This window comes from Pseudomonas sp. 5P_3.1_Bac2 (genome assembly GCF_025465995.1).
GTDB lineage: Bacteria > Pseudomonadota > Gammaproteobacteria > Pseudomonadales > Pseudomonadaceae > Aquipseudomonas.
Map to the genome: position 1 here is coordinate 447,029 of NZ_JANLNY010000006.1, position 17,395 is coordinate 464,423.

The 17,395-nt window shown below is 56.5% G+C and carries 19 protein-coding genes and 1 pseudogene; 15 read left to right on the forward strand and 5 right to left on the reverse strand.

The genetic code is table 11. The features are described 5' to 3' along the window. Positions 1-20: 20 nt before the first annotated feature. Entirely contained in the window at positions 21-1,736 is a 1,716-nt protein-coding gene (locus NTD81_RS06465; RefSeq protein ID WP_262182056.1) for a proline--tRNA ligase, read from the reverse strand. 162 nt (positions 1,737-1,898) lie between these two features. Here NTD81_RS06465 and NTD81_RS06470 point away from each other — a divergent pair, with 162 nt between their 5' ends. Further along, on the forward strand, positions 1,899-2,264 hold the full coding sequence (locus NTD81_RS06470) for a PaaI family thioesterase (protein WP_262182057.1): 366 nt from the start codon (positions 1,899-1,901) through the stop codon (positions 2,262-2,264). 65 nt (positions 2,265-2,329) lie between these two features. Here the strand turns inward: NTD81_RS06470 and NTD81_RS06475 are convergent, their stop codons facing one another. After that, positions 2,330-3,595 (reverse strand): OprD family porin, encoded by a 1,266-nt coding sequence (locus tag NTD81_RS06475; protein ID WP_262180699.1) that lies wholly within the window; start codon positions 3,593-3,595, stop codon positions 2,330-2,332. A 708-nt stretch (positions 3,596-4,303) separates the two neighbouring features. On the opposite strand from NTD81_RS06475, the gene NTD81_RS06480 reads away from it, so the two are divergent. Beyond that, positions 4,304-4,729, forward strand: a complete 426-nt coding sequence (locus tag NTD81_RS06480) for an HIT domain-containing protein (RefSeq protein WP_262180701.1) — start codon at positions 4,304-4,306, stop codon at positions 4,727-4,729. Further along, a complete protein-coding gene (locus NTD81_RS06485) occupies positions 4,729-4,938 on the forward strand; it encodes a SlyX family protein (protein ID WP_410017117.1) in 210 nt (69 codons plus the stop codon). The genes NTD81_RS06480 and NTD81_RS06485 overlap by 1 nt, the downstream gene beginning before the upstream one ends. A 60-nt stretch (positions 4,939-4,998) precedes the next feature. On the opposite strand, the gene NTD81_RS06490 is transcribed toward NTD81_RS06485, so the two are convergent. The 3 genes and pseudogenes from NTD81_RS06490 to NTD81_RS06495 all read right to left on the reverse strand — a co-directional run bounded on the left by NTD81_RS06490 (position 4,999) and on the right by NTD81_RS06495 (position 6,420). Next, on the reverse strand, positions 4,999-5,262 hold the full coding sequence (locus NTD81_RS06490; RefSeq protein ID WP_262182061.1) for a cold-shock protein: 264 nt from the start codon (positions 5,260-5,262) through the stop codon (positions 4,999-5,001). A 24-nt stretch (positions 5,263-5,286) separates the two neighbouring features. Then, positions 5,287-5,607 (reverse strand): annotated as a pseudogene (locus tag NTD81_RS21365) (cold shock domain-containing protein membrane protein); the annotation flags it as partial. 342 nt (positions 5,608-5,949) lie between these two features. Then, on the reverse strand, positions 5,950-6,420 hold the full coding sequence (locus NTD81_RS06495) for a Dps family protein (RefSeq protein WP_262180703.1): 471 nt from the start codon (positions 6,418-6,420) through the stop codon (positions 5,950-5,952). Positions 6,421-6,870: 450 nt separating this feature from the next. Between NTD81_RS06495 and aspS the strand changes: the two genes are divergently transcribed. From aspS to ybgF, 12 genes are all read left to right on the forward strand, one after another. Beyond that, entirely contained in the window at positions 6,871-8,646 is a 1,776-nt protein-coding gene (gene aspS / locus NTD81_RS06500; RefSeq protein ID WP_262180706.1) for an aspartate--tRNA ligase, read from the forward strand. Positions 8,647-8,747: 101 nt separating this feature from the next. Beyond that, positions 8,748-9,497 (forward strand): YebC/PmpR family DNA-binding transcriptional regulator, encoded by a 750-nt coding sequence (locus NTD81_RS06505; RefSeq protein ID WP_262180708.1) that lies wholly within the window; start codon positions 8,748-8,750, stop codon positions 9,495-9,497. Positions 9,498-9,678: 181 nt separating this feature from the next. Continuing rightward, positions 9,679-10,203 (forward strand): crossover junction endodeoxyribonuclease RuvC, encoded by a 525-nt coding sequence (ruvC, locus tag NTD81_RS06510; protein ID WP_262180710.1) that lies wholly within the window; start codon positions 9,679-9,681, stop codon positions 10,201-10,203. 46 nt (positions 10,204-10,249) lie between these two features. Continuing rightward, positions 10,250-10,852, forward strand: a complete 603-nt coding sequence (gene ruvA, locus NTD81_RS06515; protein WP_262180713.1) for a Holliday junction branch migration protein RuvA — start codon at positions 10,250-10,252, stop codon at positions 10,850-10,852. Next, complete coding sequence (gene ruvB, locus NTD81_RS06520; protein WP_262180715.1) at positions 10,852-11,904, forward strand: Holliday junction branch migration DNA helicase RuvB; 1,053 nt, start codon at positions 10,852-10,854, stop codon at positions 11,902-11,904. The genes ruvA and ruvB overlap by 1 nt, the downstream gene beginning before the upstream one ends. 52 nt (positions 11,905-11,956) lie before the next feature. Further along, complete coding sequence (gene ybgC / locus NTD81_RS06525; RefSeq protein WP_262180717.1) at positions 11,957-12,424, forward strand: tol-pal system-associated acyl-CoA thioesterase; 468 nt, start codon at positions 11,957-11,959, stop codon at positions 12,422-12,424. A gap of 2 nt (positions 12,425-12,426) precedes the next feature. Next, the gene (gene tolQ, locus NTD81_RS06530; RefSeq protein WP_262180719.1) at positions 12,427-13,122 is read left to right on the forward strand and encodes a protein TolQ; all 696 of its coding nucleotides are present in this window, start codon (positions 12,427-12,429) and stop codon (positions 13,120-13,122) included. Positions 13,123-13,152: 30 nt separating this feature from the next. Next, complete coding sequence (tolR, locus tag NTD81_RS06535) at positions 13,153-13,605, forward strand: protein TolR (protein WP_262180722.1); 453 nt, start codon at positions 13,153-13,155, stop codon at positions 13,603-13,605. Continuing rightward, the gene (tolA, locus tag NTD81_RS06540; RefSeq protein ID WP_262180724.1) at positions 13,605-14,609 is read left to right on the forward strand and encodes a cell envelope integrity protein TolA; all 1,005 of its coding nucleotides are present in this window, start codon (positions 13,605-13,607) and stop codon (positions 14,607-14,609) included. Before tolR ends, tolA begins: the two co-directional genes overlap by 1 nt. Before the next feature lie 38 nt (positions 14,610-14,647). After that, complete coding sequence (tolB, locus tag NTD81_RS06545; protein ID WP_410017131.1) at positions 14,648-15,904, forward strand: Tol-Pal system beta propeller repeat protein TolB; 1,257 nt, start codon at positions 14,648-14,650, stop codon at positions 15,902-15,904. Positions 15,905-15,970: 66 nt separating this feature from the next. Beyond that, positions 15,971-16,468 carry a peptidoglycan-associated lipoprotein Pal gene (gene pal / locus NTD81_RS06550; protein ID WP_262180728.1) on the forward strand — a complete coding sequence of 166 codons (498 nt, stop codon included), beginning with the start codon at positions 15,971-15,973 and terminating at the stop codon, positions 16,466-16,468. Between the two features lie 6 nt (positions 16,469-16,474). Continuing rightward, positions 16,475-17,296 carry a tol-pal system protein YbgF gene (ybgF, locus tag NTD81_RS06555; RefSeq protein WP_262180730.1) on the forward strand — a complete coding sequence of 274 codons (822 nt, stop codon included), beginning with the start codon at positions 16,475-16,477 and terminating at the stop codon, positions 17,294-17,296. Positions 17,297-17,395 lie beyond the last annotated feature (99 nt).

The following is a 17,395-nucleotide window of genomic DNA, read 5'->3' on the forward strand; positions in this document are numbered from 1 at the left end:
TCTGGTTAAAGTGGCTGAGATCAGTGACTGATATGGGCCTGGAGATAGCTGAGAATATCGGCCACCGGCACGGCTTGCGCTTCGGTTTGCAGACGGCTCTTGTACTCCAGGTTGCCTTCGGCCAGGCCGCGGTCGCTAACGACGATGCGGTGTGGAATGCCGATAAGCTCCATGTCAGCAAATTTGATGCCCGGACTGGTCTTTTTGTCACGGTCATCCAGCAGCACTTCGTAACCGGCTGCAGTCAGCTCAGCGTAAAGTTTGTCTGTGGCTTCACGCACCGCATCAGTTTCATAGCGCAGCGGTACCAGAGCGATATGGAAGGGCGTCAGGGCGTTGTTCCAGATAATCCCGCGCTCATCGAAGTTTTGCTCGATGGCTGCCGCCACCACCCGCGAAACGCCGATGCCGTAGCAGCCCATGGTCAGGGTCACAGGCTTGCCGTTCTCACCCAGTACTTGGCAGTTCAGCGCTTCGCTGTACTTGGTGCCGAGCTGGAAGATATGCCCCACTTCGATGCCGCGTTTGATTTCCAGGGTGCCCTGGCCATCTGGGCTTGGATCGCCAGCGACGACGTTGCGCAGGTCAGCCACTGCCGGCAGCGGCAGATCACGCTCCCAGTTCACGCCCAAGTAGTGTTTGTCATCGATGTTAGCGCCGGCCGCGAAGTCGCTGATCAAGGCTACCGAGCGGTCGATGACGCATGGGATGGGCAGGTTGAGCGGACCCAGCGAGCCGGGGCCGGCACCGATAGCGGCGCGGATTTCCGCTTCACTGGCAAATACCAGCGGGCTGGCAACCAATTCATGGTTGGCCGCTTTGATCTCGTTAAGCTCGTGGTCGCCGCGCACGATCAGGGCGATCAGTTTGCCTTCTTCAGCTGCGTGGACGATCAGCGTCTTGATGGTTTTCTCGATCGCCACACCAAAGCCTTGCACCAGAGCATCAATGGTTTTGGTGTTGGGCGTGTCGACTAAGCGCAGTGCTTCGGTGGCGGCGCCACGGCTGGTTTCACGTGGTACGGCTTCGGCTTTTTCGATGTTAGCGGCGTAGTCGGAAACATTGCTGAAGGCGATATCGTCTTCACCGGAATCGGCCAGCACGTGGAACTCATGGGAACCGGTGCCGCCGATGGAGCCGGTGTCGGCCTGCACTGGGCGGAAGTTCAGGCCCAGGCGGGTAAACACGTTGCAGTACGCCTGGTGCATGCGGTCGTAGGTTTGCTGCAGCGAATCTTGGTCCACATGGAAGGAGTAGGCGTCCTTCATGAGGAACTCGCGGCCGCGCATCAAGCCAAAGCGTGGGCGGATTTCGTCGCGGAATTTGGTTTGGATCTGGAACATATTGATCGGCAGCTGCTTGTAGCTGTTCAGCTCATTGCGGGCCAGATCAGTGATCACTTCTTCGTGGGTGGGGCCGGCGCAGAAATCACGACCATGGCGGTCTTTCATGCGCAACAGCTCAGGGCCGTATTGCTCCCAACGCCCCGACTCTTGCCACAGCTCAGCAGGCTGGACGCTGGGCATCAGCACTTCCAGAGCACCGGCAGCGACCATTTCCTCACGAACCACTTTCTCCACCTTGCGCAGCACGCGCAGGCCCATCGGCAGCCAGGTGTAGAGGCCAGAAGCCAGTTTGCGGATCATGCCGGCACGCAGCATCAACTGGTGGCTGATAACCACGGCATCGGATGGGGTTTCTTTGAGAGTCGAGAGCAGGAACTGGCTGGTACGCATATTTGGCTGTTCTGTCGGTTGCAAGAGTTTTTCGGTGATCGGCATTGTACGGTGCCTGTACAGATGCGTACAGGACGCAGGCGCATGCATATTAATTAGGAGGCCGTGGTGACTGAATTAACTGCGCAGCAGGTGCAAGCGCTAATCCGTGAAGGCTTGCCGATGGCTGAAGATTTAGACCTACGTATTGATCAGCTAGAGCCTGAGGCCGTGCTCGCGCGGGTGCCGTTTCACGCCAAGTTGGTGCGTCCAGGTGGCACGCTATCGGGGCCGACCATTATGGCGCTGGCGGATGCTGCCATGTACGCCGTGGTATTGGGGCGTTTGGGGCGCGTGGAGATGGCGGTGACCGCGAACCTCAATATCAACTTTCTGGTCAAGCCTTTGCCGGTGGACTTGCTTGCCCACGCCAGGATCTTGCGTCTAAGTCGGCGCCAGGCGGTGTGCGAAGTTGAGCTGTATAGCCAAGGTAATGCCGAGGAGTTGGTGGCCCATGTAACAGGCACTTATGCGTTGCCTTTGGCCTGATCAATCGGCATAAAAAAGGCCCGGTTGCCCGGGCCTTTTTCAGATCGAGTTGCTTGCGCCTGTAATTACAGGATGCTCAGCGGGTACTCGACGATCAGGCGTAGTTCGTCAGCCGAAGGCGAACCGTAGTAAACGCCATCGCTGGAACGGTAAGTGGCTTGACGTACTTTCAGGCTCAGGTCTTTAGCAGCGCCTTCCTGGAATACGTAACCCACTTGGATGTCACGTTCCCACTCTTTGCCGTTGCTGGTGGTGGCGGTTTCAGCGCCGGAACCGTGAACGTAGCGAGTCATGAAGCTCAGGCCAGGTACGCCGAACTCAGCGAAGTCCAGGTCGTAACGCAGTTGCCAGGATTTCTCGTCTTCGGAGTTGAAGTCGGAACGCTGGATGGAGTTAGCCACCCATACAGTGCCGCCGCCGTCTGCGCCGTAGTCGTAGCCGATGCCGTCAAAGCCACCGATGGATTTCTGGTAGGCAGCAGTGATGGTGTGGGCGCCGAAGTTGTAAGCAGCCGACAGACTCCAGATGGTGTTGTCTTCGCTCTTACCGGTGCCGGTGTATTCTTTGTCGTAGTCTGTTTTGTAGATGTTGAAATCAAACAGCAACGACTGGCCTTCGGTGATGCCCAGGTTGTAGTTGAAGTTGGCATACCACTTGTCGAACTTGTCTTCCAGGTCCGAGTAGTACAGAGCCGCCGACAGGTCGTCGGTGAAGCTGTAGCTAGCACCTAAGATGTTGGCGCTTTTCAGGCTCAGGCTGTCATGGAAAGTTTGGTGCTGAGCGTTCAGCGCGGTGAAGTGACCGGCGTGAACAGTCAGACCCGCGATTTCGTTCATGGTCAGCAAGGCGCCTTCAGCGGTTTCCGGCAGCAGACGGCTGTCGTCGGTGCTGAACACTGGCAGGGCAGTGAACTGGGTGCCGTACTTCAGGACGGTGTCGGAGATGCGCACTTTAACGGCGCCGCCAGCTTCGGAGTAATCGTCTTGCGAGCGACCATCGCTGCCAGTTGGGAACAGGCCGGTGCCGGAGGTGCCTTTACCGCCGTCCAGTTTGAGGCCCAGCAGGCCAATAGCATCAACGCCGAAGCCTACGGTGCCTTGGGTGAAACCGGACTCAAAAGTACCGATAAAACCTTGGCCCCATTCTTTAGGGTCGTCATTTCTGTCTGGGTCGTTGCGGAAATCGCGGCTGAAGTACAGGTTGCGGCTCAGAACATTCAGGCTGCTATCTTCGACAAAGCCTTTGGATTCGGACTGGCTGGACGCCATAGCCATTTGAGTGCTGCCCGCAGCTACTGCTAGGGCGATTACGCTCCACTTCATCACTTGCATCGTGATTGCTCCTTGGGTTTAGAGAAGTTGTGTCGTCCTTTGTTTGTTATATGGACGACTCTTTCTTTTTGTGTCGGCGGTGACTTATAGCATATTGAATTTCTTGGCGATAGTTATGCACTGAGCAATGTTTGTGGCGTAACTAGCACTTCGAATATTCCGCTGCTGCGCAATCAAAAATCTGTATCTGCATAAGTCTCCGCCGAATTAACTCGGATGCAAATTAGCTATTACAGGGTAGTAATCGCTTTGCTACTCAGTCAGGCCTTTCTAGCAATACTCATGCACAAAAATTTCTTTTTGATGAATTTCTCGAGCAATGGCTAAATTTAATGGTTTATATCGTGATTTGTTGTTGTTATGCAGTGATATTACTCGTTTTTAGTCTATTTTTTAGTGATAATGTTGAGCAAATATTGATCTGCTGCGCTTTATCCCGTGGCACAGCTGATGGGGCGGTATACAAGGTCGGTCTGGGGGATTACTGAAGGAAACAATCTGGTGCAGTGGTGTGGTTCAAAGTGGCGACAATGCTGTGTATTGGTGCACCATGGCGTAGTTACTGCGCGCTGGCGTGCGGCTGATTGTGAGCGCTGCTGCAGAGCCTCGGCAATCTGACTAGTCTTAGTTGTCATGCCGGCGTGGCAAACAGTCGCAGGCTTAAAATTTAGTTAAAAAGTGTGAAGTTAAGCAGGTTAGGGGTATTAGATGTTTGAACTTGATTCGCGGTTGCGGCAGGACACTATTTGGCTGGGCGACTTTGCTTTATCCAACTTGTTACTTATGAATGATTCTCAATACCCTTGGTTTATTCTTGTGCCGCGGCGGGCGCAGGTCAGTGAGTTATTTCAATTAAGTGCCGAAGACCAGCAACAGTTATGGAGCGAAACCACTCAGTTGGCCCAATTGCTTAAAGACTGTTTTGCTGCCGATAAAATGAACGTTGCCACTTTGGGTAACGTCGTCAGTCAGCTGCACATGCATGTGGTGGTGAGGCGGCGCGAAGATGTATCTTGGCCTGCGCCGGTGTGGGGGCGTCACCCGGCTAAGCCCTATACTGCTGAGCAGGTGCAGGCCTTGAAGGCACGTCTGCAACCGGTACTGGCCAAAGATTTTAGTTTTGCAGAGAGTTAATGGTGGAAAACGACGAGCGTATCAATGACCTGCAAAGCCGTCTGGCTTTCCAGGATGACACCATCCAGGCGTTGAATGATGTGGTGGTTGAACAGCAGCGCTTACTTGAGCGTCTGCAAATGCAGGTGGCTGCTCTGGCTCGGCGTCAGGCTGAAGTGAGTGCGCAATTTGGTATTGAGGAAGACGAGGCGCCGCCTCCGCACTATTAGAAACTCGCCATAAAAAAGGCCCGCTTTAAGCGGGCCTTTTACTTGCTGCGCTGTCTGGGGCTAGCGGCGGCTAGGCAGGGCGGCGATTACGTCTTCAGCTTGCAGGCCTTTGTCGCGCTGCATCACGGCGAACTCTACGCGCTGGCCTTCGACCAACACGCGATGGCCTTCGCCACGAATAGCGCGGAAGTGGACGAAGATATCGTCGCCAGAGTCGCGGGAAATAAAACCAAAGCCCTTCGAGGTGTTGAACCATTTAACCGTGCCAGTCTCGCGATCGCCGAGATCTTCACTGCGTACTTGGCTGCGCGCGCGTGGCTGCAGGCGCAGATTGGTGAGTAGGTGAATCAGTACCGCCAGTGCAGTCAGGCCGAGGCTGAACAGGTTGGCGGGCAGGTCGGCAATAACATCCAGCGGTGCCAGCAGGATCAAGGCTTGCAGCAGGGTGGCCAGAATTAACAAGGCATAGACTAAGTTTTGCCCTTGATTGCGCAGACCTTGTTGCCAGATTGGCAGTTGTGGGGCGAACAGCAGATTAAGCAGGCCAAGCAGGGCCAAGCACAGTGCGTTAGGTTGTTGCAGGAAAGGACTAGAGGTATCACTAAAGCTTGGAACGAAGGCAAGCACTAGGGCGATAGCGCCTATTGCCAGGTGGAGGATTTTCAACATGGTGGGTGAACTCGCTTAAATTAACTAAGTATCAGGACGTGCTGCTAAGGCAAAGTTGTCGCATTGAAAAGAAAGTGAGCACGAGAACTTTGCGCAATTGCTGGAAATCAGTGTCCGGCAATTCGGGGCGTATTTAACAGTAAAGAGTGGGGCTTCTCAATCAGCTGCTTGGCGGCCTGCCAAGTGGATCGCGCTGATTGGATCAAGCGGTGAGCGCTGGGTCGGTGGGTAGTAGGGCGTTAGTCTGGTGTGCCGGATTGGCTGGGGGAGTGTCTAGCTCGGCTGCTTGCATGTATGGCGGCTGGGATTAGAGGTCCGCCAGGCGAACCTCTAAGCGACTCGTTAGGCGGCCAGCAGGCTGCGCAACATCCAGGCATTTTTTTCGTGGGTGTGCATGCGCTGGGTCAGGAGGTCGGCAGTGGGTTCGTCACTGACTTTGTCCAGCAGAGGGAAAATGCCGCGAGCAGTGCGGGTGACGGCTTCTTGACCTTGCACCAGTTTACGGATCATCTCTTCGGCGTTCGGTACACCTTCCTCTTCTTTAATAGAGGACAGGCGCGCATACGCGGCGTAGGTGCCAGGTGCCGGGAAGCCCAGGGCGCGGATACGTTCGGCGATCAGATCAACAGCCAGCGCCAGTTCGTTGTACTGACCTTCAAACATCAGGTGCAGGGTGTTGAACATTGGACCGGTGACGTTCCAATGGAAGTTATGGGTTTTCAGGTACAGGGTATAAGTGTCGGCAAGTAAGCGTGACAGGCCTTCAGCGATGGCTGCGCGGTCCTGTTCGGCAATACCGATATTAATTTCCATACCATTTCTCCTCTCAAGTGACTGGGCTTGGCTGCCCGCTACAGTGCGCAGAGCCTAACATGGCTTAGTGCTTAGGTTGTGTGGCTTATGACTATTTAAGCCATTGGCACTAACGCAGCGCTGTAGTTTTTGTGGGCTGAACTATTTAAGTCGATTTTAACGGTGCCCCGGTTTATTGATCTGTCTGTGCTGCGGTTAATGCAGGCGTTGTGGCTTTCAGGGCTGCGCGCAAGGGGCGGCTGTACGTGGCGTGTTAACCATATATAATCCCCAGCTTTGTCGCGTTTTATAGGGGTTGCCAGTCGCGTGCAGCGCGCCGCTGGTCGTTAGTGTCCCTGCAAGATTGCGCAATTACGGAAAATGGCGCGTGCGCCTGCCGGCTCGCCGGCCAATCAGCGTCGCAGTCACTGCGGCCCACGAATTCAAGACCCAAGAGAAGCGATTACCACCATGATGCGCAGCCATTATTGCGGCCAACTGAACGAGAGCCTGGACGGCCAGGAAGTCACACTTTGCGGTTGGGTACACCGCCGCCGCGACCATGGCGGGGTGATCTTCCTCGATATCCGTGATCGTGAAGGCCTGGCTCAGGTGGTGTTTGACCCGGATCGCGCCGAGACCTTTGCCAAGGCTGACCGCGTGCGCAGCGAATACGTGGTGAAAGTCACCGGTAAAGTGCGTCTGCGCCCTGAAGGTGCACGTAACGCCAACATGGCCAGCGGCGCTATCGAAGTGCTGGGCTACGAGCTGGAAGTGCTCAACGAGGCCGAAACGCCGCCGTTCCCACTCAACGAATACACCGACGTGGGTGAAGAAACCCGCCTGCGTTATCGCTTTATCGACCTGCGCCGTCCGGAGATGGCGGAGAAGCTCAAGCTGCGTTCGCGCATCACTTCGAGCATTCGTCGTTATCTCGATGAGAACGGCTTCCTCGACGTGGAAACCCCGGTTCTGACCCGGGCAACCCCAGAAGGTGCGCGTGATTATCTGGTCCCCAGCCGTACCCACGCTGGTAGCTTCTTCGCGCTGCCGCAATCGCCGCAGCTGTTCAAGCAACTGCTGATGGTGGCTGGCTTCGACCGTTACTACCAAATCGCCAAGTGCTTCCGCGACGAAGACCTGCGTGCTGACCGCCAGCCAGAATTCACCCAGATCGACATCGAAACCAGCTTCCTTGATGAAGCCGACATCATGGCCATCACCGAGAAGATGGTGCGTCAGCTGTTTAAAGAAGTGCTGGATGTCGAGTTCGGCGAGCTGCCGCACATGACCCTGGCGGAAGCCATGCGCCGTTACGGCTCGGACAAGCCAGACCTGCGTAACCCGCTGGAGCTGGTGGACGTTGCCGATCAGCTGAAAGACGTCGAGTTCAAAGTCTTCGCCGGCCCTGCTAACGATCCGAAGAGCCGCGTCACCGCGCTGCGCGTACCGGGCGGGGCAAGCATGCCGCGCAGCAAAATCGACGAGTACACCAAGTTTGTCGGCATCTACGGCGCTAAAGGTCTGGCCTATATCAAGGTCAACGAGCGCGCCAACGGTGTTGAAGGCCTGCAATCGCCGATCGTGAAAAACATCCCGCTGGACAACATCAATGTGATCCTTGATCGCGTGGGTGCGGTGGATGGCGATATCGTCTTCTTCGGCGCCGACAAGGCCAAGATCGTCAGCGAGGCTCTGGGCGCGCTGCGGATCCGTGTTGGTAACGAACTCAACCTGCTGACCTGTGAGTGGGCTCCGCTGTGGGTAGTCGACTTCCCGATGTTCGAAGAGAACGACGACGGCAGCCTGACCGCTATGCACCACCCGTTCACGGCGCCTAAGTGCTCGCCGCAAGAGTTGCAAGCTGACCCATCGGCCGCGCTGTCGCGTGCTTACGACATGGTGTTGAACGGTACTGAACTGGGTGGCGGTTCGATCCGTATCCACGACAAGGCCATGCAGCAGACCGTGTTCCGCGTGCTGGGCATCAGTGAAGAAGAGCAGCAAGAGAAGTTCGGCTTCCTGCTTGATGCGCTGAAATACGGTGCACCACCCCACGGCGGCCTGGCCTTTGGCTTGGACCGTCTGGTCATGTTGATGACTGGCGCGCAGTCGATTCGTGAAGTAATCGCCTTCCCGAAAACCCAGAGCGCCGCTTGCGTCATGACGCAGGCGCCGGGCGAGGTGGACAACAAGTCGCTGCGTGAGCTGCACATTCGCCTGCGTGAACAGCCCAAGGCTGAATAAAGCATGACAAGAAGCCTGGTTTACCAGGCTTCTTGCATATGGCGGTGGCGAAAACGCGGCACAGGCTGCTGACAATAACCATGAGACAACCGGAGTGAGTTATGGCTGGTCATTCCAAATGGGCCAACATCAAACACCGTAAAGGGCGCCAAGACGCCAAGCGCGGCAAGATTTTTACCAAGCTGATTCGCGAGCTGACTGTCGCGGCCAAGCACGGCGGGCCAATCCCGGCGGATAACCCACGGCTGCGCCTGGCGGTAGATAAGGCGTTGACCGCCAACATGTCCCGCGACGTGATTGATCGCGCCATTGCCCGTGGTGCTGGCAACAACGAAGCCGACAACATGATCGAGCTCAGCTACGAGGGCTATGCGCCCAGTGGTGTGGCGATCATCGTTGAGGCCATGACGGATAACCGCAATCGCACGGCCGCCGAAGTGCGCCACGCCTTTACCAAATGCGGAGGCAACCTCGGCACCGACGGCTCGGTGGCTTATATGTTCGAGCGCAAAGGGCAGATCAGCTTTGCCGCAGGGGTGGATGAAGATGCCCTGATGGAGGCAGCACTGGATGCCGGCGCCGATGACGTGGAAATGGCCGAAGATGGCTCGGCCGTGGTCAGCACCAGCTTCAGTGAATTCCATGCGGTGCTCGAAGCGCTGAGCCAGGCTGGCTTCAAGAGCGAAGAGGCGGAGATCGCCATGGTGCCGTCGATTAGTGCACCGGTAAGCGATCTGGAGACTGCGCAGAAAGTCATCAAGCTGCTCGACATGCTGGAAGACTCGGATGACGTGCAGAACGTCTACCACAACGCCGAGATCCCGGATGAGATCATGGAGCAGTTGGTTTAAGCGTTAAGCCCGACAGCAGAGCCGGAACGCCTGGGCAGTTATGTTTGGGCTTCCGGCTTTTTGTTAACTGCGCGGCAATCGGGTGGGTGACGTGCGCGCGGCCTGCCCCTATACTCGCCAACTGGATAAATAGACAGTGCCCCTCGTGGGTGCGCTGGCTTGGCGAAGTGAGTACTCAGGCATGACCTTGATTCTGGGAATCGACCCCGGCTCGCGCATCACCGGGTATGGCGTGGTGCGCGATACCGGGCGTAAGTGTGAATACGTCGCTTCGGGCTGCATCCGTACCGGCTCTGGCAGCATGCCGGAGCGCTTGCAGGCGGTGTTTCGTGGTGTGGCTGAAGTCATCGCCACTTACGGGCCGGTGACCATGGGTATCGAGCAGGTGTTTATGGCGCGCAACCCGGACTCCGCGCTTAAGCTCGGCCAGGCTCGCGGCGCGGCGATTGTCGCGGGGGTTGAGGCCGGTTTAGACGTGGCCGAATACACGGCCACCCAAGTCAAGCAGGCCATTGCCGGCACGGGTGGGGCAGATAAAGAGCAGGTACAAATGATGGTCATGCATTTGCTTAAGCTGGTGCAAAAGCCGCAGATCGACGCTTCGGATGCCTTGGCGATTGCTCTGTGCCATGCCCATCATCGGCAAAGCCTGATCCCGCACGGCTTGCTCGGGGCGAAGCGGCGTGGTGGCCGTTTGCGCCTGTAGATGATGCGGGATAACAAGACTGACGCTTTTCAAAAGGAATTAGCTGGTGATCGGACGTTTGCGCGGGACCTTGGCAGAAAAACAGCCACCCCATGTGATAGTGGATGTAGGCGGCGTGGGCTACGAGTTGGAAGTGCCCATGACCACTCTCTATCGTTTGCCCAGTGTGGGTGAGCCACTGACCCTGCACACCCACTTGGTGGTGCGTGAAGATGCACAGTTGCTCTATGGCTTTGCGGAAAAACGCGAGCGCGAACTATTTCGCGAACTGATTCGTCTCAACGGGGTTGGTCCTAAGCTGGCCCTGGCCTTGATGAGCGGCCTGGAGGTGGACGAGCTGGTACGCTGCGTGCAGGCGCAAGACACCTCGGTGTTGGTCAAGGTGCCAGGGGTGGGTAAAAAGACTGCCGAGCGCTTGCTGGTGGAGCTTAAAGATCGCTTCAAGGCTTGGGAAACCTCTCCGACTATGGCCGGTTTGGTGGTTGAACCGCGAGCTGGCACTGCCAATAGTGCGGAAAATGACGCCGTCAGCGCATTAATTTCGCTAGGCTATAAACCCCAAGAGGCCAGTCGCGCCGTCTCAGCAATTAAGGAAGACGGTTTGAGCAGTGAAGATATGATTCGTCGAGCCCTGAAGGGAATGATTTAGTGCTAGAAGCTGATCGTTTGATTACCGCCACCAGTCGCGAGCGCGATGAGCAGGTGGATCGCGCTATTCGTCCGCTTAAACTGGCGGACTACATCGGTCAGCCGACGGTGCGTGAGCAGATGGAGTTGTTTATCCAGGCGGCGCGCGGGCGCAATGAGGCGCTGGATCACACGCTGATCTTCGGCCCACCTGGTTTGGGCAAGACCACCCTGGCCAACATCATTGCCCAGGAGATGAACGTCTCGATCAAAAGCACCTCCGGGCCGGTCCTGGAACGCCCCGGTGATTTGGCCGCGTTGCTGACCAACCTTGAGCCCGGCGATGTGTTGTTTATCGATGAAATCCATCGCTTGTCGCCCATCGTTGAAGAAGTGCTGTACCCGGCGATGGAAGACTTCCAGCTCGACATCATGATCGGTGAAGGCCCGGCCGCACGCTCGATCAAGCTGGATCTGCCGCCTTTTACCCTGGTTGGCGCCACCACTCGTGCTGGCATGCTGACTAACCCGTTGCGTGATCGCTTCGGGATTGTGCAGCGCTTGGAGTTCTACAGCATCGATGACCTGGCGACCATTGTGCTGCGCTCCGCCGGCATTCTGGGGTTGCCTATCGAGCCCTATGGCGCCTTGGAAATTGCCCGCCGCGCCCGCGGTACACCGCGTATCGCTAACCGTCTGCTGCGCCGCGTGCGCGACTTTGCCGAGGTGCGCGGGCAGGGTGACATTACCCGCGACATTGCCGACAAGGCGCTTAACCTGCTGGATGTGGATGAGCGTGGTTTTGATCATCAGGACCGTCGTCTGCTGCTGACCATGATTGAGAAGTTTGATGGTGGCCCGGTGGGTATCGATAACCTGGCGGCGGCGATTAGCGAGGAGCGACACACTATTGAGGATGTGTTGGAGCCCTATTTGATCCAACAAGGCTATATCATGCGCACACCGCGCGGGCGCGTGGTGACGCGGCATGCCTATCTGCACTTCGGTTTGAACGCGCCCAAGCGCATGGGTGAAGCAAGCACAGGGGATTTGTTTGCTCAGGATGATGACTAAGAAAAAATACTTGGCCAATGAGATTGGCAAGATCAGAGGCTGGCACTAGAGTATGCGCGCGCAAAACGAAGTTAAGCCGTTCACCCATCGTTGCCGGGTTTATTTCGAAGACACCGATGCGGGCGGTATCGTCTATTACGTCAACTACCTCAAATTTATGGAACGGGCCCGTACTGAGAGCCTGCGTGAGCTGGGCTATTTCCAGTCGACGTTGGCGGCAGAGGGTCTGTTGTTCGTTGTGCACACGGCCCAGGCGCGCTATCACGCGCCGGCTAAGCTCGACGATGAGTTACTGGTAAGTGCGCAAGTGGTCGAATTAAATCGCGCCAGCTTGAGCTTTAAGCAGCAAGTGCGGTTGGCAACGGACGGAACGCTGCTCTGCGAAGGGCAGTTTATGGTGGCCTGTGTGCGCGCCGACAATTTGAAACCGCGGGCGATACCCCCGGCAATGCGTACGGCTTTTGCCGAGCAGAGCGGGTTGGGTGGAGCTGTCGCGGGTCTATCTACAGCAGGAGAGTAAGTGTGGAAGCCAACGCCGTTGACCACATGTCGATGTGGAGTCTGATCAGCAACGCCAGTTTGGTGGTGCAACTGGTAATGCTGACACTGGTGGCCGCGTCGGTCACTTCGTGGATCATGATTTTCCAGCGTACATCGCTGCTGCGCGCGGCCAAGCGCGCACTGGATAGCTTTGAGGAACGTTTCTGGTCGGGTATCGACCTGTCCAAACTGTATCGTCAGGCCGGCAGCAACCCGGACCCAGATTCGGGCTTGGAACAAATCTTCCGTGCGGGCTTTAAAGAGTTTTCCCGTCTGCGTCAGCAGCCTGGTGTTGATCCGGCGGCGGTGATGGACGCGGTGGCCCGTGGCATGCGGGTGGCGATTTCCCGTGAAGAAGAGAAGCTCGAGCAGAGCCTGCCATTCTTGGCCACTGTCGGCTCGACCAGCCCTTACATCGGCCTGTTCGGCACCGTGTGGGGCATCATGAACTCCTTCCGTGGACTGGCTCAGGTGCAACAAGCCACCTTGGCCACTGTAGCGCCAGGTATTGCTGAGGCACTGATTGCCACTGCGATTGGTCTGTTCGCAGCAATCCCTGCGGTGATCGCGTACAACCGTTTCTCCGCCCGTGGCGAGATGCTGATTGCGCGTTACTACACCTTCGCCGATGAGTTCCATGCGATCCTGCACCGCAAAGTGCACACCAGCGACGACTAAGCCCTAGGCTTTTCACTATAGGTTTAAGCCATGGCCAGAATTCGCAACAGACGCAAACCCGTCGCCGAGATGAACGTGGTGCCGTACATCGACGTGATGTTGGTGCTGCTGGTGATCTTTATGGTGACCGCCCCGATGCTCAATCAGGGGGTTAAAGTTGATCTGCCGCAAGTCAGCAGTGAGGCCTTGCCGCAGGACAACAACTCGCAGGTGTTGACCATCTCGATCAAGGCCGACAAAACCTACTACTGGAATATGGGTACTGAGGTTGATGTCGATACGGTGCAGGATAAAGCCCTGACCCTGGAACAGATGACTCAGGCCGTGAAGGCCATCATCAGCCAGAGCCGCGCCACGGGTAAGCAGGTGCAGGTCTTTGTACGGGCTGACAAGCGCGTTGATTACGGCAGTGTGATGGCCGCCATGGGTGGCCTGCAAGAAGCTGCGGTGGGCAACGTCGGGCTGATTACTGAGGCTCCCTGATGCACTACCAGCGCGAGCGCTCACCTTCCGAAAGCCTGTTCTGGCCCATCCTTTGGGCAGTCGGCTTGCACCTGTTTATCTTCACCATGCTGTTTGTCAGCTTTGCCTTCACGCCTGAGTTGCCGCCGGCCAAGCCGGTGGTGCAGGCGACTCTGTATAAATTGCAGTCGCAGAGTCAGGCCACCACGCAAACCAATCAAAAAATCGCCGGCGAAGCCAAGAAGACTTCTGCACCTGTTTATGAAAGCGAGCAGTTAGAACAGAAGAAGGCAGAGCAGGCCAAAGAGGCTGCTAAAGCCGCGGAACAAAAGAAAGCCGCTGAGGCTCAGAAAGTAGAAGCTGCAAAGGCCGCAGATGCGGCGAAGAAAGCTGAAGCGGCTAAGGCCGAAACGGCGAAGAAAGAAGCCGAGCAGAAAGCAGTTGAGCAGAAAAAACTGGCGGATGTAGCTAAGAAAAAAGCGGCTGAGGAAGAGGCCGCGAAGAAAAAAGCCGCAGAAGACGCGAAGAAAAAAGCGGCTGAGGATGCCAAGAAAAAAGCCGCTGCCGACGCTGCGAAGAAAAAGGCTGCGGACGATGCCAAGAAGAAGGCGGCAAGCGAGGCATCGCAACGTAAAGCTGTAGAAGATAAAAAAGCGGCTGCTTTGGCTGAATTGCTTTCTGAGGATGTCGGGCGTCAACAGGCCCTGGCGGATACCGTAGGTGATGAGGTCGCAGGCAGTTTGGATGATTTGATTGTGAAGCTGGTGAGTGAACAGTGGCGGCGTCCACCCTCTGCGCGTAACGGGATGAGTGTCGAAGTGCTGATTGAGATGTTGCCCGACGGCACCATCACCAATGCCAGCGTGACACGCTCCAGCGGTGATTCACCTTTTGATAATTCGGCCGTGCAAGCAGTGCGCAACGTAGGCCGTATCGCTGAAATGCAACAGCTTGACCGCGCCACATTTGATCGACTTTACCGGCAGCGTAAAGCTGTCTTTAAACCGGAGGACTTAGGTCTGTGAATATCCTAATGCGAGTTGTTCTGCTCGGTCTGACCCTCATGGTCGGTGCCGTGCAGGCTGCTGATCCATTGGTCATTAGTAGTGGTACTGACCGTGCAACGCCCATCGCAGTCGTGCCGTTTGGCTGGCAGGGCGGCAGCGTGTTACCTGAGGATATGTCTACCATCATTGGTAATGACCTGCGCAACTCGGGCGTGTTTGAACCTATCCCGCGGCAGAACATGATCAGCTTGCCAGCCCAGGCCAGCGAAGTGATCTATCGCGACTGGCAAGCCCTCGGCGCGCAATACGTGCTGATCGGCAACATCGTGCCCAACGGTGGTCGTCTGCAGGTGCAATTTGGCCTGTTCAACGTCACCACGCAGCAACAGGTTCTGACCGGCAGTGTTGCCGGTGGCACTGACCAATTGCGCGACATGGCGCACCACATTGCTGACCAGTCCTTTGAAAAACTGACTGGGGTTAAAGGCGCGTTCTCCACTCGCATGCTCTACGTGACGGCCGAGCGTTTCGCCGTAAACAACACTCGCTATACCCTGCAGCGCAGTGACTATGACGGTGCCCGTGCAGTGACTCTGTTGCAGTCGCGCGAACCAATCCTGTCGCCTTCGTTTGCCCCCGATGGCCGTCGTATTGCCTATGTGTCGTTCGAGCAGAAGCGTCCGCGCATCTTCGTGCAGCACATTGATACCGGTCGCCGTGAGCAGATCACCAACTATGAAGGCCTCAACGGCGCACCAGCTTGGTCGCCTGATGGCAATCGCTTGGCGTTCGTTCTGTCGCGCGATGGCAACCCGGAAATCTATGTGATGGACATGGGGTCGCGCCAGGTTAAGCGCGTGACCAATTCTCCGTCGATTGATACCGAACCTTTCTGGGGCAAAGACGGCCAGACGCTGTACTTCACTTCTGACCGTTCCGGTAAGCCGCAGATTTATAAAACCAACATCAATGGTGGTTCGGCTGAGCGTGTGACCTTCGTGGGGAACTACAACGCCAACCCGAAACTGTCGGCGGATGAGAAGACCTTGGTAATGATCCATCGCCAAGAAGGCTACACCGTGTTCAAGGTAGCGGCGCAAGACCTGCAGCGCGGCAATTTGCGTATTCTTTCTGATACCAGTCTAGATGAGTCGCCTACTGTTGCGCCCAACGGCACCATGGTAATCTACGCCACCCGCCAGCAGGGTAGGGGAGTCTTGGTATTGGCGTCCACTAACGGACGCATCAGGGTTCCTCTTCCAACCGCTCAAGGTGAAGTTCGAGAGCCATCTTGGTCCCCTTACCTGAACTGATGCGGTGCTGTATTTCTCTGTAAACGGAATACTGCTTAACACACTGGGGTTCATTAGGAGTTACACATGGAAATGCTGAAATTTGGTAAGTTTGCTGCCCTGAGCTTGGCTCTGGCTGTAGCGGTTGGTTGCTCCTCCAAAGGCGGCGACGCTGCTGGCGAAGGCAATGTTGATCCAAACGCTGGTTACGGCGCTAACACTGGCGCTGTTGATGGCAGCCTGAGCGAAGAAGCTGCTCTGCGCGCTATCACCACCTTCTACTTCGAGTACGACAGCTCCGACCTGAAACCAGAAGCCATGCGCGCTCTGGATGTTCACGCGAAAGATCTGCAAGCCAATGGCGCTCGCGTAGTTCTGGAAGGCCACGCTGACGAGCGCGGTACTCGTGAATACAACATGGCTCTGGGCGAGCGTCGTGCCAAAGCTGTGCAGCGTTACCTGGTACTGCAAGGCGTTTCCCCAGCTCAACTGGAGCTGGTTTCCTATGGTGAAGAGCGCGCAATCGCTACTGGCCATGACGAGTCCTCCTGGGCTCAAAACCGTCGCGTCGAACTGCGTAAGTAATTCGGTATGCGTACGTGCCGTCGTGCTTTAACCGTTTTGGCGCTCAGCCTGCCGCTCGCGGCATTGGCTGAGGTTCCTGTAGTGGATAGTAATGCCGGTTACGGCAGCAGTTATCCGCCTGCAGGTTATGGTACGGCTGGCACCTCCGCCGCAGCTGGGGCTTCGGCCCCGGCTACGGCGCAGGGCATGCTGTTCAACCAACTGCAGCAAATGCAGGATGAGATCGCGCAATTGCGCGGCACGCTGGAAGAACAACAGAACGAAATTCAGCGCTTGAAAAAAGAGGGCCTGGAGCGTTATCAGGACCTTGATAAGCGTTTGAGTGGTGGTGCAGCAACGCCTGTAACTAACCAAAATTCCTCTGCCACTGGTGCGATTGACGCCGGGGCTACACCTGCAGCGCCCGCTGCGCAGCAGGGCCAAGCAGCGGCCGGCAATGAGTCGGCTGATCCTGCTAAAGAAAAGCTTTATTACGATGCCGCCTTTGACCTGATTAAGGCCAAGGACTTCGATAAAGCGGCGCAAGCTTTTAACGGCTTCTTGCGCAAATACCCGAACAGTCAATACGCGGGCAATGCCCAGTACTGGCTGGGCGAGGTGAATCTAACTAAAGGTGATCTGCAAAGCGCTGGTCAGGCCTTTGCCCGTGTCAGCCAGGCTTATCCGAACCACGCTAAGGTGCCGGATTCTCTGTTCAAGCTGGCTGATGTAGAGCAGCGTTTAGGCCATAGCGATAAAGCCAAAGGCATCTTGCAGCAAGTGATTGCTCAATATCCCGGCAGCTCGGCTGCCCAGTTAGCTCAGCGCGATCTGCAGCGTTTGCCTTAAAACTGTGCTGCTGATCAACAAACCCGCGCTTTGCGCGGGTTTTTTCGTTAGAATCCACGCCCCTTTTAACGCAACGGAGGCGGACAGCCTGTTTAGCTG

Bases quoted from the DNA above. Each gene is read 5' to 3' on its own strand.
- NTD81_RS06470 (WP_262182057.1), top strand. From the start codon at position 1,899: ATGGCTGAAGATTTAGACCTACGTATTGATCAGCTAGAGCCTGAGGCC.
- NTD81_RS06475 (WP_262180699.1), bottom strand. From the start codon at position 3,595: ATGCAAGTGATGAAGTGGAGCGTAATCGCCCTAGCAGTAGCTGCGGGC.
- ybgC (WP_262180717.1), top strand. From the start codon at position 11,957: ATGCGCGCGCAAAACGAAGTTAAGCCGTTCACCCATCGTTGCCGGGTT.
- NTD81_RS06485 (WP_410017117.1), top strand. From the start codon at position 4,729: ATGGTGGAAAACGACGAGCGTATCAATGACCTGCAAAGCCGTCTGGCT.
- pal (WP_262180728.1), top strand. From the start codon at position 15,971: ATGGAAATGCTGAAATTTGGTAAGTTTGCTGCCCTGAGCTTGGCTCTG.
- NTD81_RS06465 (WP_262182056.1), bottom strand. From the start codon at position 1,736: ATGCGTACCAGCCAGTTCCTGCTCTCGACTCTCAAAGAAACCCCATCC.
- tolA (WP_262180724.1), top strand. From the start codon at position 13,605: ATGCACTACCAGCGCGAGCGCTCACCTTCCGAAAGCCTGTTCTGGCCC.
- NTD81_RS06495 (WP_262180703.1), bottom strand. From the start codon at position 6,420: ATGGAAATTAATATCGGTATTGCCGAACAGGACCGCGCAGCCATCGCT.
- NTD81_RS06505 (WP_262180708.1), top strand. From the start codon at position 8,748: ATGGCTGGTCATTCCAAATGGGCCAACATCAAACACCGTAAAGGGCGC.
- NTD81_RS06480 (WP_262180701.1), top strand. From the start codon at position 4,304: ATGTTTGAACTTGATTCGCGGTTGCGGCAGGACACTATTTGGCTGGGC.
- tolR (WP_262180722.1), top strand. From the start codon at position 13,153: ATGGCCAGAATTCGCAACAGACGCAAACCCGTCGCCGAGATGAACGTG.
- tolB (WP_410017131.1), top strand. From the start codon at position 14,648: ATGGTCGGTGCCGTGCAGGCTGCTGATCCATTGGTCATTAGTAGTGGT.
- aspS (WP_262180706.1), top strand. From the start codon at position 6,871: ATGATGCGCAGCCATTATTGCGGCCAACTGAACGAGAGCCTGGACGGC.
- ybgF (WP_262180730.1), top strand. From the start codon at position 16,475: ATGCGTACGTGCCGTCGTGCTTTAACCGTTTTGGCGCTCAGCCTGCCG.
- ruvC (WP_262180710.1), top strand. From the start codon at position 9,679: ATGACCTTGATTCTGGGAATCGACCCCGGCTCGCGCATCACCGGGTAT.